The organism is Flavobacterium tistrianum, from assembly GCF_003254545.1.
Classification (GTDB): domain Bacteria; phylum Bacteroidota; class Bacteroidia; order Flavobacteriales; family Flavobacteriaceae; genus Flavobacterium; species Flavobacterium tistrianum.
Genome location: NZ_QJRH01000073.1, coordinates 415,275 through 429,808, shown reverse-complemented (window position 1 = coordinate 429,808; position 14,534 = coordinate 415,275). Strand labels below are relative to the sequence as shown.

14 protein-coding genes are annotated in these 14,534 nt (G+C 34.6%); 6 read left to right on the top strand and 8 right to left on the bottom strand.

From position 1 onward, the window contains the following. Positions 1-235 precede the first annotated feature (235 nt). The 4 genes from DMB71_RS20905 (at position 236) to DMB71_RS20890 (ending at position 2,907) form a co-directional block, all read left to right on the top strand. Positions 236-658, top strand: a complete 423-nt coding sequence (locus tag DMB71_RS20905; protein WP_162614862.1) for a hypothetical protein — start codon at positions 236-238, stop codon at positions 656-658. A gap of 697 nt (positions 659-1,355) precedes the next feature. Next, positions 1,356-2,003, top strand: coding sequence for a hypothetical protein (locus DMB71_RS20900; RefSeq protein WP_008463402.1), 648 nt, complete (start codon positions 1,356-1,358; stop codon positions 2,001-2,003). A 132-nt stretch (positions 2,004-2,135) separates the two neighbouring features. Then, positions 2,136-2,351, top strand: coding sequence for a hypothetical protein (locus DMB71_RS20895; RefSeq protein WP_162614861.1), 216 nt, complete (start codon positions 2,136-2,138; stop codon positions 2,349-2,351). A 136-nt stretch (positions 2,352-2,487) separates the two neighbouring features. Beyond that, on the top strand, positions 2,488-2,907 hold the full coding sequence (locus tag DMB71_RS20890; RefSeq protein ID WP_162614860.1) for a hypothetical protein: 420 nt from the start codon (positions 2,488-2,490) through the stop codon (positions 2,905-2,907). Between the two features lie 177 nt (positions 2,908-3,084). Here the strand turns inward: DMB71_RS20890 and DMB71_RS20885 are convergent, their stop codons facing one another. The 4 genes from DMB71_RS20885 to gndA all read right to left on the bottom strand — a co-directional run bounded on the left by DMB71_RS20885 (position 3,085) and on the right by gndA (position 8,824). Next, on the bottom strand, positions 3,085-4,809 hold the full coding sequence (locus DMB71_RS20885) for a tetratricopeptide repeat protein (protein ID WP_111369540.1): 1,725 nt from the start codon (positions 4,807-4,809) through the stop codon (positions 3,085-3,087). Positions 4,810-5,142: 333 nt separating this feature from the next. Further along, positions 5,143-5,859, bottom strand: coding sequence for a 6-phosphogluconolactonase (gene pgl, locus DMB71_RS20880; RefSeq protein WP_111369538.1), 717 nt, complete (start codon positions 5,857-5,859; stop codon positions 5,143-5,145). Continuing rightward, positions 5,840-7,381 (bottom strand): glucose-6-phosphate dehydrogenase, encoded by a 1,542-nt coding sequence (zwf, locus tag DMB71_RS20875; protein WP_111369536.1) that lies wholly within the window; start codon positions 7,379-7,381, stop codon positions 5,840-5,842. Before zwf ends, pgl begins: the two co-directional genes overlap by 20 nt. Before the next feature lie 33 nt (positions 7,382-7,414). Next, on the bottom strand, positions 7,415-8,824 hold the full coding sequence (gene gndA, locus DMB71_RS20870) for an NADP-dependent phosphogluconate dehydrogenase (protein ID WP_111369755.1): 1,410 nt from the start codon (positions 8,822-8,824) through the stop codon (positions 7,415-7,417). A 431-nt stretch (positions 8,825-9,255) separates the two neighbouring features. Between gndA and DMB71_RS20865 the strand changes: the two genes are divergently transcribed. After that, complete coding sequence (locus DMB71_RS20865) at positions 9,256-11,016, top strand: peptidase associated/transthyretin-like domain-containing protein (RefSeq protein WP_111369534.1); 1,761 nt, start codon at positions 9,256-9,258, stop codon at positions 11,014-11,016. Between the two features lie 15 nt (positions 11,017-11,031). On the opposite strand, the gene DMB71_RS20860 is transcribed toward DMB71_RS20865, so the two are convergent. Together DMB71_RS20860 and DMB71_RS20855 are read right to left on the bottom strand one after the other, a co-directional pair. Continuing rightward, entirely contained in the window at positions 11,032-12,108 is a 1,077-nt protein-coding gene (locus DMB71_RS20860; protein WP_111369532.1) for a calcium:proton antiporter, read from the bottom strand. 109 nt (positions 12,109-12,217) lie between these two features. Further along, entirely contained in the window at positions 12,218-12,553 is a 336-nt protein-coding gene (locus DMB71_RS20855; protein WP_008463411.1) for a winged helix-turn-helix transcriptional regulator, read from the bottom strand. Positions 12,554-12,818: 265 nt separating this feature from the next. Here DMB71_RS20855 and DMB71_RS20850 point away from each other — a divergent pair, with 265 nt between their 5' ends. Further along, the gene (locus DMB71_RS20850) at positions 12,819-13,562 is read left to right on the top strand and encodes an SDR family oxidoreductase (RefSeq protein ID WP_111369530.1); all 744 of its coding nucleotides are present in this window, start codon (positions 12,819-12,821) and stop codon (positions 13,560-13,562) included. Between the two features lie 81 nt (positions 13,563-13,643). Here DMB71_RS20850 and DMB71_RS20845 read toward each other — a convergent pair whose 3' ends face one another. After that, the gene (locus DMB71_RS20845; protein WP_095931884.1) at positions 13,644-13,877 is read right to left on the bottom strand and encodes a hypothetical protein; all 234 of its coding nucleotides are present in this window, start codon (positions 13,875-13,877) and stop codon (positions 13,644-13,646) included. Positions 13,878-14,078: 201 nt separating this feature from the next. Continuing rightward, positions 14,079-14,420, bottom strand: coding sequence for a hypothetical protein (locus DMB71_RS22030; protein ID WP_162614859.1), 342 nt, complete (start codon positions 14,418-14,420; stop codon positions 14,079-14,081). Positions 14,421-14,534: the final 114 nt, after the last annotated feature.

Below are 14,534 nucleotides of genomic sequence, written 5' to 3'. Positions count from 1 at the left end.
ATGGTAAATTTTAGATTTAAAACCAATAAATCTCTATACTTGTATTCATTTAAAGTCGGAGACTTTCTAGATGTTTTTGTGTTTTAAGAAGTATCTGAGATGGCGCAAAGTCGGAGACATTTGCGTAGCACTCGTAGGGAAGACTTCGGAGAGCTGGGAAGTTGGTCTTTTGGATCTTATGCTGAATCTGACCAATGATTAAAATTATATAATGCAAAAATTAAAATTTAAAGTAATGAGAAATATTCTTTTTCTAATATTATTAGCATCCTGTACACCAAAAGACACTGAAAATTGTCACTATAAAATCAAGTTTAAAAATAATACAGATAGTGTTCTTTACATTGAAGCGTCATCAGATACAATTTTACATAACTATAGTGACCCTAGGCCTTATGCAATTAATACTCTTGTGAAAGCATATGCAGGAAATAAAAATATTGAATTAGGAACTGCTTATTTTCAAAGAAATGGAAAGCCAATGTGTATTGAAGATCTTTATAAAAATGAAGATAAAATTTATTTATTTGTTTACGATTCTATTGCATTAGGAAACAAAAACTGGGAGGATATTATAAATGATTATCCCGTTGTTAAAAAATATGGTTTTACTTTAGGTGAATTGAGAGACAAAGATTTTTTAATTGAACATAATTAAATTAATTTTGATATTAAATATTATAAATGAACATTAATTTCGTTCACAATATCAGAAAACATATAATCTTAATATCGGCAAATTACAAGAATTAACAAAAGAGGTTTTAATCTTTAAAGCCTCTTTCCCGGCTCTGCAAAGAGTCCCAGATTTGAATTAAAAAAATGCGCAAATGTCACTCTGACTTTGCGTATTTTTTTGTCTTAGAATTTCTAAACGGAATAAAAGTCTCTTAGCTTTGCAAAGAGTACTATATTTGAATTGAAAAGCTGCGCAAATGTCTCTGACTTTGCGTAATTTTTTCTGGTCTTAGAATTTCTAAACGTAATAAAAGTCTCCGACTTTTTACGATTACTTCTAAAAGACTCAGTAAGAAAGTCAGAGACTTTTTAGATGTTTTTGCGTTTTTAAGAAGGATTTGGGATGGCGCAAAGTCAGAGACATTTGCGCAGCACTATTAAGAAAGACTTCGGAGAGCTGGGGGAAATAATAGAGTGGTGCAATTAGGATGGTATCCTGATTCTTCTCTTCCGACAGGGCATGCTAGTCTTGTGACAAAAATTCAATATCTTGAAGACTTTTCAAGATATAGATTATATTTAATGGATCCTGCAGGGCACAGTACAAGAGCAACATTTAATAATATTTATCAAATTTTTAGCGTATGGCGACCATAAGAAAAATAGTTTTAATATGTATGTTTTTTTTAGTAAACTATGTGGCTGGGCAAAATAGAAATGAATTGGTAAAAGAAAGGGAAGCATTTTTAATTGGAATGTTTAATCATTTCAGCGGAGATATATATATTCCCGAGCATCCGATACTAAAAAACAGATTGACATTTTTTCTAGGCGGCAAGGAAAAGATGCTTAAAATTTTTAAAGATAGCATTTCTTTATATGGACAAAAGAGTGGTTTTAAATATTCTTTTCAAGAGAACGATTTTCTGGAGTTGTACAATTTAAGTCCTTATAATCCCTTTGAAAAGTATTATAAAACAATTTACAAAAACGATTTTTATTCTGATCCAAAAGATGATAAAGAATATAAGATTTATACTCTTAAATTAAGTAGAAAAGCATTTAAAGAAAAAAAAGTAAAATTGTCATTTCTCTTAGGAGCTTTTTTAAACAGTGGCGCATCGATTTCTGAAGATGAATTATTCTACAGAGGAAAGTCAGAGTATATTGATTTTGTAATTAGTCTCTTAAAAGAGATGAAATTTTCTATAATAAAAGTAGAATTGCCTAATAAAGAAAATTTAGGCGGACTTAAAACAGTATTTTTTAAGCCATCAGATGAGTTTAGACAAATTTTAAAAGACTATGATGTATTAACTAACTAAAAAGTTTTCTACGAATAATAAACTCCGCTTGCTTTTGGAGGTAGTATGATGACTGGAGATGCATTTGGTGAGGATGCTATTGGAGGAAATTCTTACGTATTAGATGGACGTGGTATGCATAAAAATGAAATCATGCCACAATTACGAGCTGGGACAATGTATGGTGGAATTATTTATAAGGGTCAGGCTAGTTTTTATGGACATAATAGTGAAAAAAGACTTCACAGTATACAAAATTGGATTCATAGACAAAAGAGCTTTATTACACCGTATTTTCCTGATAGAGGTTTATCATCGAAGGCATACAATTACACGGGAAGCTATAATTCTAATTATTTATTCTATTAGCATGAAAAATTTTATACTAATATCAATTTTATTTTTGTTTTGTTGTTGTAATGTAAAATATTATACCACAACTGAGGGAGGATATCGTTTGTATGATTCTACGAAATTTAAATACAATAAATTAGAGTATACAAAAATGAGTAAATCTGCTATTGATACAAATTGTATATACATAATGGATTCTACTTACAATAAATGGGATGATATAAAAATTAAAAAAGAAAATTACAGGTTTGTAAGATTTTTTTCAAAAGGACAAGTTTTGTTTGTGTATAATAGAGGAATGCCAAATTTAGAGAAGGTTAATAATAAGAATATAGGGATTCCAGGTTATTATTATATTGAAGGAAAAAAAATAAAAATCAATATGTTTAAAAATATAAATGGGGGTATTCTTATTGATTATTTTGGAGAGATTAGTTCAGACGGTAATATTATTTTTTATGAACAACCGACAGGAAGATTTTCTTTGGAGAAAACAGAAGATTATAATGGAAAGTCATTTTGGTCTAAGGTAAAAGTTGAAAAGATGGAGCATTATAAGCTGGATTGGTAATATTATGATTTTTAAGAAGTCTTAAGTAGAATTATATCCCTTGCTCTGTAAAGAGTTCCGGATTCGAATTGAAAAGCTGCGCAAATGTCTCTGACTTTGCGCATTTTTTTTTGTTTTAGAATTTCTAAACGTAATAAAAGTCTCTGACTTTTTACGATGACATCTTAAAAAGTAAAATCACTCCACAATACTAGAAGAAGCCTTAATCTTCAAATCAGCATATTGCCAAGCATCATTAAAAGAGGTTTTAGTTTTTAAAGCCTCTTTTTCTTTTTTCTGTAGCGTTAGAGCATTATAAAGTCCGATTAGGGCGAAGCCATTTTTTGGGAGTGTTTTTAAATCTTGTCTGTATGTTTTTTCAGCTTCAGCATATTTTCCTGCTTTGAGCAAAACAGCGCCTAAATAATGTCTAACAGAGAAAAACCAGTCTGGCGGTTCGTTGTAATTTAACTGATCTTCAATTTTTATTGCTTGGTTTAAAAGAACAATAGCTTTATCTAAATTGCTTTTTTTCGCTTCAACTCCTGCTGAAAGCACATTATTAGCGATCTGAACCAGATCGTAGGTTGTATTGATATTCCAGATAGTAACCTCTTTTAAGGTTTTATCTTTGGCTAATTGGTTTAGAGAAGCAAGCTGTTTTTCGGCATTGGCGATATCATTTTTTCCGAGATAGGCCATTCCTCTTGCATAATGCCAAATCGCATTCGGATATACGAGATCTTTTTCAGGCTCTGGAATCTCCATAATTTTATCCCACATCGAGAATTTTACGGCGATATAATACGGAATGCTATAATAATGCTGTAAAGTTCCCCAACCAGCTTCTCGCATAATTTTAGGAGACATGTGTTGCTGTAATATTAGTGCCGATTCCCAAGCTAATTTTGAATTTCCTTCTAAAGCCGCTGTTGCCACCAAGAAATGATAATTGTGCGGATAATAGGCTAGAGGATAAGCGCCCTGAGCATTACAAGCAGTGGAATATAAACTATCAATTTTAACCGCTTCGATGTTTGAAAGTGTGCCTTGATGATAATCTCCTGTGCGAATGTAAATATGAGAAGGCATGTGCACCAAATGTCCGGAGCCAGGAACTAAAGTTTCCAATAGTTTAGCACTCTTGAGTCCGTTTTCTGGATTTGCAGAAGCTTCTACGGCATGAATCAAAAAATGATGCGCACCAGGATGTTTCGGATTTTTTTTGATCAATTCGTTTAAAACAGCCAGTATTTCTGGAGTCCATTTTTTAGGTATTCCAGTATCTTTTTCATACAAATCCCATGGATGGAGATTCATTTGGGATTCCGCGTAAAGCGCACCAATATCTGGATCTGAGGGAAACTGAGTATATACTTTTTTCATCGCTTCAGCATACGCAATGTCAAGCGGTTTTCTATCAGCAGGAGGATTTTTAGCATAACGCACTAATAATGCATCAATCATAGCAATTTCTTTCGGAGAACACTTGGCAGAAAGTTTCTTAGCTTTTTGGGCCGCATCAAAAGCACGATGAAAATTGTCTTCTTCCATTCCTGCATTGTAATTTGGACCTAAAACATAAGCAAATCCCCAATACGCCATAGCACAATTCGGATCTAAACGCGAAGCTTCATAAAATGATCTCGCCGCTTCGGCATGATTGAATCCATACGCCAACATCATTCCTTGATTGAAATATTCCTGCGCTTCGGGATTATTGGTTGTAATTTTAAAATTTATACCATCAAGACCTTTAAATTTTGGTGCTTTTTTGTTTTGGGTGTACCAATCTTTATCGTTCGTTTTCGGAATATAACATCCTTGCGAAGCGCTGATTTTAACTAATTTGGGTTCTGTGTTTTTTTCTTTACAGCAAATAAAAAGAAGAAAAACCGCAATTAGGAAGTAATTATATTTCATCGCAAAATAGATTTGAAATTATATAATCAGTGTAAAAGCTCGAAAGATGAAAAATGATGCTTATAATCTAATAGACTGAATCGGAGAGTATTAAACAAAATTAAATAAAAAAGAAATAGGTTTTTTAAATATTTGTTTTTCAGTGTTTTGTGGTCGGTTTTTGAATTGCTTTGAGCATAAAAGTTCTCCCGCAGATTTTGCAGATTCAGCAGATTTTTTTTAATTACAATATCTGCCAAATCTGCAAGATCTGCGAGAGAAAAAAGAGAAGAAAAAAAATAAGGCCTACACTTTTCAGCATAGACCTTGAATTATATGGTAATACACAATTTCTTAGTTTGTTCCTGCAGCAACTTTATCCACCAAAAACAATAATTCACCAGAAACTGGTTTAATCAATTGCATTGGATATAAAGTCGGATTGTAAGCTCCAGTTGTCACTTCTTTCAAAGCGTTGATTTTCTTTTCTCCAAAAGCTACCACTACAATTTTTTCTGCTTTATTGATTAGCGGAGCAGTAAGCGTGATACGGTACATTTTCTGAGGAGCTAAATAATAAGCGTCAACCCATTTGGTTTGCTCTTCTAGAACCGCTTCACCTGGGAAAAGAGAAGCTGTGTGTCCGTCGTCTCCCATACCTAGTAAAATCAGGTCAAATTTACCTTCTTCACCTAAAACAGTTCTGATAGATTTTTCATATTCAGCTGCATAAGCCTCAGGTGTAACACCATCTTTGTACATTTCAAAAATGTTTTCTTGCGGAATAGGCACGTGGCTTAATAATGTTGAATAAGACATTTTAGCATTACTCAAATCATCATTTAGCGGAACCCATCTTTCGTCTCCCCAAAAAATATACACTTTGCTCCAGTCTATTTTATTTTTGTAAGCATCAGAAGCCAATAATTTATAGATTCCAGCTGGAGAAGAGCCTCCTGTAAGAACAGCTGTAAATTTGCCTTTTGCAGCAATCGCTTTTTGAGCCGATTCTACAAAAAGATCTGCTGCTTTAGTATTAATTTCGTCGGTGTTATTGTATATCTGTACCATCTAGAATTTCTTCTTCTTTTTTAATGTTTTGTGTATTCGGAATCCATTTGTGACCTTGGCGTGCCAATAATTCGTCGGCTTCTTCTGGACCCCAGCTTCCTGCTTTGTAATTTGGGAAATTGGTTGGAGCAGTAGTTTTCCAAACTTGCTGAATCGTTTCAATTGCGTCCCAAGCTTCTTCTACCTGATCCCAACGCATAAATAGAGTAGGGTCTCCTAATAATGCATCTGCAATTAAGGTTTCGTATGCTTCTGGCGACATAGTTGAACAAGCAAAATAATCAAAAACCATTTCTGCAGGTCTTAAAGCCATTGATAAACCTGGTTTTTTGGTCATAAATTGCAGTTTAATGTCCATTGAAGGCTGAATATTGATAATCAATCTATTTGGCGTCATGCCTTCTTTTCCATAAGAAAACGAAGAATGTGGAACTGGCTTAAACTGAATGATGATCGAAGACTGCTTTTCTTCCATTCTTTTTCCAGAACGCAGATAGAACGGAATTCCCTGCCATCTCCAGTTGTCTAGATAAATTTTCATTGCGACATAAGTTTCGGTATTAGAATCTGGTGCAATTCCTTTGTCCTGACGATAACCTGGAACTGGTTTTCCGTTAATTTCTCCAGCGTCATATTGACCTCTTACAATGTAATGATCAACTTCTTCAGGTTTAATTCTGCGGATTGATTTTAAAACATCTGCTTTACGATTTCTAATGTCGTCTGCTGCTAAAGAAGCAGGCGCTTCCATAGCCGTCATACATAAAATCTGAAACAAATGGTTCTGAATCATGTCTTTCAATGCGCCGACACCTTCATAGAATCCGCCTCGTTCTTCAACGCCAACTTCTTCTGCAACGGTAATCTGCACGAAATCAATAAAATTACGGCTCCATAAAGGCTCAAACATTGAGTTTCCGAAACGGAAAGCCAAGATATTCTGAACCGTTTCTTTTCCTAAATAATGGTCAATTCTGTAAATCTGCTCTTCTTTGAAAGTCTGCGAAAGCATTTCATTCAACTCGATTGCCGAAGCTTTATCGTAACCAAAAGGTTTTTCAATAATAATGCGGTCCTGTTTGGCATTCGCCGCAAGGCCAATTTTTTTGATATTGCTTGAAATGGTCGAGATAAAAGAAGGCGTTATCGAAAGGTAGAAAAGACGGTTTGAACGTTCGCCAAACTCCAAGTCAAAATTGTTTATCTTTTCGCTCAATCCTAAATACGATTCTTCTTTGTCGATATCAAGACTGTGATAGCTTATATGAGAAAGAAATTTTTCTGTCTCTGGATCATTAATTCCTTTTTTTCTTGAAAAAAGATTTAGATTTTCTGCTACATAAGCGCGAAAATCTTCATCACTTTTTTGAGCCCTACCAAGAGCAATAATCTGAAACTTTTCAGACATGCGTCCGTCAAGGAACAGATTTTGAAAAGCGGGGAAGAGCTTTCTTTTTGCTAGATCCCCAGTTCCTCCAAAAATAACAATGATTGTTGGATTCTTTAGTTTATTTTTAGTCATTGTGTGGTTTAGTTGTGTTGTTTTTTTGTTGTTTTATTCAGCCCATTGGGTATGGAAAACGCCTTCTTTGTCGATACGTTCGTAAGTGTGTGCGCCAAAGAAATCTCGCTGTGCCTGAATTAGATTTGTTGGCAGATTTGCAGATCTGTAAGCATCAAAATACGATAACGAATTCATTAATCCTGAAACTGGCAATCCTTTTTGAACAGCAAACTGAATTACAGCGCGCATTCCTGCTTGGTTTTCTACTAATTTTGAAGCAATTCCGTTATCCAAAAGTAAGTTTGGCAAGTCTGATTTTGCAACATATGCTTTTCTGAAATCTTCTAAAATTGTTGCACGAATAATACATCCGCCACGCCAAATTTTAGCAACCGTTTCTAAGTTTAATCCGTAATTATATTCTTTAGAAGCTGTGTGAAGCTGAGCTAAACCTTGAGCATAAGTTACAACGATAGAAAAGTATAAAGCCGATTTTAAAGCAGCAATAGCTTCGCTTTGAGAAACATTTGCTTCACCAGCATTCCAAACTAATTTTTTAGCCGCTTCAATTCTTTCTGGTTTGGTTTTAGACATATCGCGCATGTTAACCGCTGCATCGATTGTTGGAACTGGAACTTGCAAGTCCATTGCATTTTGCGAAGTCCATTTTCCTGTTCCTTTAGATCTTGCCCAATCCGAAATTTTATTGATTAAAAGACCTCCGTCTGTATCTTCTTGTTTCAAGATTTTCCCAGTTATTTCAATAAGATATGATCTTAAATCATCAGTCTGGTTCCATTCTTCAAAAGTTTTCTGAATCGTTGTATCATCTAGATTATAACCTCTTTTCATTAAGTCATAAATCTCAGAAATCAACTGCATGATTCCGTATTCAATTCCGTTGTGAACCATTTTTACGTAGTTTCCAGCAGAACCGTTTCCTAAATATTCTACACAAGGTTCGCCTTCTACTTTTGCTGCAATCGCTTCAAAAATAGGACGTAATCTTTCGTATGCTTTCTGATCTCCACCTGGCATCATAGCAGGACCGAAACGAGCGCCTTTTTCACCACCCGAAATTCCCATTCCGAAGAAGTGGATTCCTTTTTCAGACAATTCAATGAATCTTCTGTCAGTATCTGTAAAATAAGTGTTTCCACCGTCAATAATAATGTCTCCTTTATCTAAGTGAGGCAGTAAGCTTGCAATAGCACTGTCAACTGGTTTTCCCGCAGGAACCAATAACATAATTGCTCTTGGCTGTTGGATAAGCTCTACAAAATGTTTTACATCTGTTGTAGCTTCAATAGTGTGATTGGCGTCGGCTTCTTGTTGAAGAGAGTTGGCTTTTTCGGTGTCTAAGTCTAAACCTGCTGCCGCAAAGTTATGGCTGGCGATATTTAAAAGTAAGTTACGACCCATTACGCCGAGTCCTACAATTCCAAAATCAAATTTGCTCATAGTTTTCAATTAACTAAATTATTAGAAGAATGTTTTTGTAGCAAAAAGTAAGAGAAAGTATGGTAATTCTTTTTCATTCAATGTTTTGCCAAAAAACAATGGTTATTTTAATCTTACATTTCAAAATGTAGACCGCTAAGTTAGAGAAAAATGCTGAAAAATAAGGGGTAAAATCGTTCAGTTTTGGTCTTTATTGTGATACTTTTTATGTGTAAAAATTACGCTTATTACTACTGTTTTTCAACTAAATCGTTGTAATACTGGTAATGTCATTTGCGAATACTTTTATTAGAAGCAGCTTCATGTTAGTAAGAAAAAAGAAGTAAAAAATTATAAAAAAGTTTATTGAAAATATAGGAATTGAGGTATTTTTGAAAACCCAATCATTGAATCCAAAATTTAATTCATTAAATTATTAGTTTCCGTTTTATATGCCAAGTAACACAAAGCTTGTTTTTACAGTCATTTTCTTTATCATTTCGAGCATCTTTTTTAAAGTAAATGCGCAGTCATTATTGGAAAACGAAATATCTGTTCATGCAGATAAGAAACCATTAAGCAATGTTTTGGACTTAATGGAAGAAAAAGGAAGTTTTAGATTTGCTTATTATGGCAAACTGGCTGTAAAAGATAGTATCGTTAGCGTTGATGCCGATAATAACACCATAAAAGGAGTTTTAGATCAGTTGCTGGGTGCCAAATATGAATATAAAGAATCGCCAGGATATATTATTGTGCGTTATGCTCCTTTAGAATTGGCTCTTGTATTGGAGAAAAATACCGTTATGAGTGACGGACAGCAAATTGTAGTCGGTTATATTATAGATACAAAAACGAACAATGGTATTGAAAATGTGAGTGTATTGGAGAAAAATGCACTGCTGTCTACATTAACCAATAAAGATGGTTATTTTGAACTTCGATTAAAAAATGCACCTCAAGCTATAGAATTGACAGCCGTTAAGGAGAATTATAAAACGGTGACGATGGTGTTTCTATCTGAAATTAAAATTCAGATGGGAGACAAAAAGAATAAAACAGATTATATTGATGGTGATTTTTCTGAAATTGAAAGATCAGGAATTGGCCGTTTCTTTATTTCTTCCAAACAAAAAATACAAGCGCTCAATCTGGGAGGATTTATTTCTAAAGTTCCTGTACAGGCTTCACTAATTCCGAGTATAAGTACGCGTGGGATGTTGAATACGCAGATTGTCAATAATTTTTCTTTAAACATCTTGGGAGGTTATAATGCTGGAGTTCGCGGATTAGAAATGGCTGGACTTTATAATATTAACCGTATGAATGTCGATGCGCTTCAAATGGCTGGAATATTTAATACCGTTGGAGGATCTGTAAACGGACTGCAGTTAGCCGGAATCTATAATAATGTTTTCGGCAATTTAAGAGGATTGCAGATAAGCGGTATTCATAATAGTGTGAAAGGTTCGCAAGTTGGTTTGCAAATGGGAGGTATCTATAACAATGTCTATAAAGACTCTAAAGGACTTCAAATTGCAGGAATTAGCAACACTGTTAAGGGTTCGCAAAACGGATTACAGCTTTCAGGGATTTGCAATATCGGAAAAGACACTGTACGAGGCGCTCAAATTACGGGACTTTTTAATTATGCTAAAGAATTACAAGGAGTCCAATTTGGATTAGTCAACATTACAGATTCGCCATCTGGTTATAGTTTTGGTCTCTTAAATTTTAAAAAAGGCGGTTATAAAAAAATCAGCATAACGAGCAACGAAATTTCAGATATTAATCTTGCTGTAAAAACGGGAGACCATAAAATGTATACTATTTTAATGGCGGGAAGAAGCGATCGAAAAGACGAAGAAAAGCTATTTTCTTTCGGAATCGGATTAGGAAAGAACATTCCGTTAGGGAAACGCTTTACTTTTAATCCTGAATTTAGCACACAGTATCTTTATTTAGGAAACTGGGATATCTATAATTCCTTATCCAAATTTGATTCCTCTTTTTCTTTTCAATTGTGCAAAGGCGTAGCAATAGCTGCAGGTCCTTCTTTGAATTTTTATTGGTCTGAGAAACAAGATAAATACGGTAATGCAAACAATTCTACATTTGTTCAGGATCGCACCAAGAATTATACTGTAATTAAAAACAACAGTAAAGACATTCTGGGATGGATAGGATGGAGTTTTGGATTGACATTTTTTTAAAAAATGATAGAACATTTAAGGATAAATCATTAAAAACATAAAAGCAAACAAATTTACCAAAAGCACCACGCCGTAAACGCTATTAGATTTGCCTTTGCTTAAAGAAAGCATTACGGTGAAAACAGATAGTGCCAATAAGACAATAGATTTAATATCGAGCCCCAAAACAATTGGCATATTCATAATAATGCAAACCACGGCAACACTCGGAATTGTTAACCCAATACTGGCAAGGGCAGAACCCAAAGCGAGATTTAAACTGGTTTGCAGTCTGTTTTTTCTGGCGGCAATAATAGCCGCAATTGCTTCGGGCAATAAAATGATAATCGCAATGATAACTCCAACAAGAGATTTTGGCAGATTATAACCGACAATTATCGTTTCAATAGTTGGAGACAGCGTTTTAGCCAATAATACTACAATTCCTAAACTGACCAAAAGAAAAATTAGGCTTGTATAAAACGTTTTATTATTGATTTCTATGGGATGAATTTTGGTTTCTTCTTCCTTGTCTCCATTCGCAAGGAAATATTGCCGGTATCCTTTAGTTTGAGCAAAAAGAAAGGAAGAATAGATCACCACGCAGGCAATAGAAGCAAAAATAAGCTGTGGTGTTGAATAATAAGAACCATGAACACTTTCGGTAAAAGTGGGGAAAACTAGAGTAAATACAATAATAGAAATCAGCGAAACCAAACCAATAGTTACCGAAGAAGTCGAAAAATTCTGTTCGTAATGTTTGATGCTTCCTATAAGAAGGCACAAACCTATAATTCCGTTTAAGATAAGCATTGTCGCAGCATAAACCGTATCTCTGGCTAAAGAAGCTGCTTGCGAACCTTCAGAAAGCATTAAAGAAACAATAATCGAAACTTCAATTACAGTAATCGAAATGGCCAAAATAATCGTTCCGTAAGGTTCTCCAACACGTTCGGCAATAATTTCTGAATGATGTACTGCCGACATTACACTCAAAATAAGCAGAACACTCGCAACGATTTGAAAAATAGTACTGTTTTCTATCAATCCGCTAAATAGGAGCGCCCACGATAGAATCGGAATTATAATGGTCCATTGTAATAATTGCTTCATATCTTGTAGTTTAAAATTATGTCCTCAATCGCCAATTGCGCCAAAAAGAACCTACTTTAGATTTAAATATACAGCTTTTATGGCTAAAAATCCATTGAAAGCTACTTTTTTAAGAGTTTCGAATGATTTCCTCGCGATGTGATTTTCCCCATTTGATCATTTCTTCGATTACAGGACCAAAAGATTTACAATAAGGAGTCGATTCATATTTTACCTGAATTTCGGCATCGCGATCTTCGGTTCTTTTTATGAGCATGTTCAATTCCATTTCTTTGAGTTCTCGCGAAAGCATGCGAGTCGTAATTCCCGGAATACTGCGTTCGATTTCCCTGAAACGATGATTTCCGTTACAGATCGAATTGATGATCGGCAAACGCCATTTTCCGCCCAAAACATGCAGCGTGTCTTGAAGTGCCTGTACTTCTTCTTTCTGGTTTCTTTCCATCTTTTTTTAATTTTTTTCGCCACGAATGCACGAATTTTTTTCAAAGTTTTCTACACGAATTATATTGATTGAATATCAATATAATTCGTGTAATTAATCACATTTTTCCATGCAGATTATAAAAATAAATTCGTGCATTCGTGGCTATGAATTTACCGATTGTAACAAATCGAATTAATTGGTTTGGTATACTCCATGATACTGGTTACAAAGTTATACCAATTTGAATTTAAATTTGCCAAATAAATTTTAAATAATCAAAAAGATGGAAAATCTAAAAAATAAAACAGCCGTTATAACAGGCGGAAACAGCGGAATAGGTTACGCAACAGCCAAACAATTAAAAGAGCAAGGCGCAAACGTCATTATTACAGGAAGAAGAAAAGAAGCCATAGAAAAAGCCGCTTTAGAACTAGGCGTTACAGCCATAACAGCAGACCAATCAAATATTTTGGATATCGAAAAACTGGTCACTCAAGTAAAAGCCGATTTAGGTTCAGTTGATATTTTGTTTATCAATGCTGGTATCGCAGGTTTAGGAACCATCGAACAAACCACAGAAGAACTGTACGACAATATTATGAATGTGAATCTAAAAGGTGCTTTTTTTACTTTAAGCAAATTTATCCCGATTTTGAAAGATGGCGCTTCTGTGGTATTTCTTTCTTCGAATACTGCAAGTATGCCAGGTCCAGGATCTTCGGTTTATTCGGCGAGTAAAACGGCTTTGAATTCGTTTATGAGATCTGCGGCTTTAGAATTAGCGCCAAGAAAGATTCGTGTCAATTCGGTTAGCCCAGGACCAACTCAAACTGAAGTCATGAACAAGGTAGGTCTAGACGAAACCACCGTAAAAGGCATTATGGATGTCGTTGTAGAAAAAGTCCCATTAAAACAAATGGGAAGGGCAGAAGATGTCGCTAAAATGGTTTCGCATTTGAGTAGTGAAGCTGCGGTGTTTATGACTGGTGCCGATGTTATTATGGATGGTGGGATGAGTTTGGGGTAAAAAGCATTTCTATTGAAAAACAAAACCCTCAATCTTTTAAAGAACTGAGGGTTTTAATTTTTTCAAAAAAAGAACAAACCTTTATTCCAAATCCAGATAAGGATCTAAAATTTCGGCTAGTTCATTGAGCCAATAGAAGCTGTCTCCAAGTTTGGCAGCGTTTAGCTGAATGTTTTCCTGATCGTTTAGAACGCCCAATGCGAGGGTTAGATTTACCTGTCTTATGGCTCTGGCCATATCGAGTGGGTCAATTCTGTCGTTGAAGAAATTCATTAGACCGATTTCGGCTTCTTTTGAAAGGGTTTTGGTACTCATAACTCTGTAATTTAGGAAATATAAAACCCATGTAGCTTAGGTGTCCTACGCTTACAGAAGCGTTACGGTTGTTTCCAATGCCGCCACCATACCACATGGGCAAGAAGTTTTTTAAGTATCATAATTCTGTAATTTAGGAAGCGCAAATATATTAAAAAAGAAGCTTATTTAATAGTATAAAAAGTAGTATAATTCTTGAATTTATTTTTCTTCGGTTATAGTATAGGTTAAAAAATCTATAGCATGAAATTGCCCATCAGCATAAAAGGTTTTGTTAGCAATTTCTTCTATTTGTTCTTTTTGCATCATAATAATTACGGTGCCATCTGATTTTCTAATTTCATCGCCCATTTTTTCTAATCTAAAAGGCTCAAAATTAATTCGGATATGACAGGGATGATTGGTCATGTGGTTCCCGTAGGGATCACTATAACTAACATTGTTGTCTTTCAAGAAAAAATGAGCGCTATTTTTGGAGTTGTAAAAACTGTAATTGCCAATGCTTCCTATTATTGTAATACCGCTGATTGTTTTTACTGTCATCTTAGTTAGTTTTGTCTTGTTTTTTTCACTACTGTTGTTTTTGATATCCTTATCAGAATGAAACTCGTGGATTAAATCGCTCTAGGTAAGTATTTTACTCTCAGAAACCAAGTT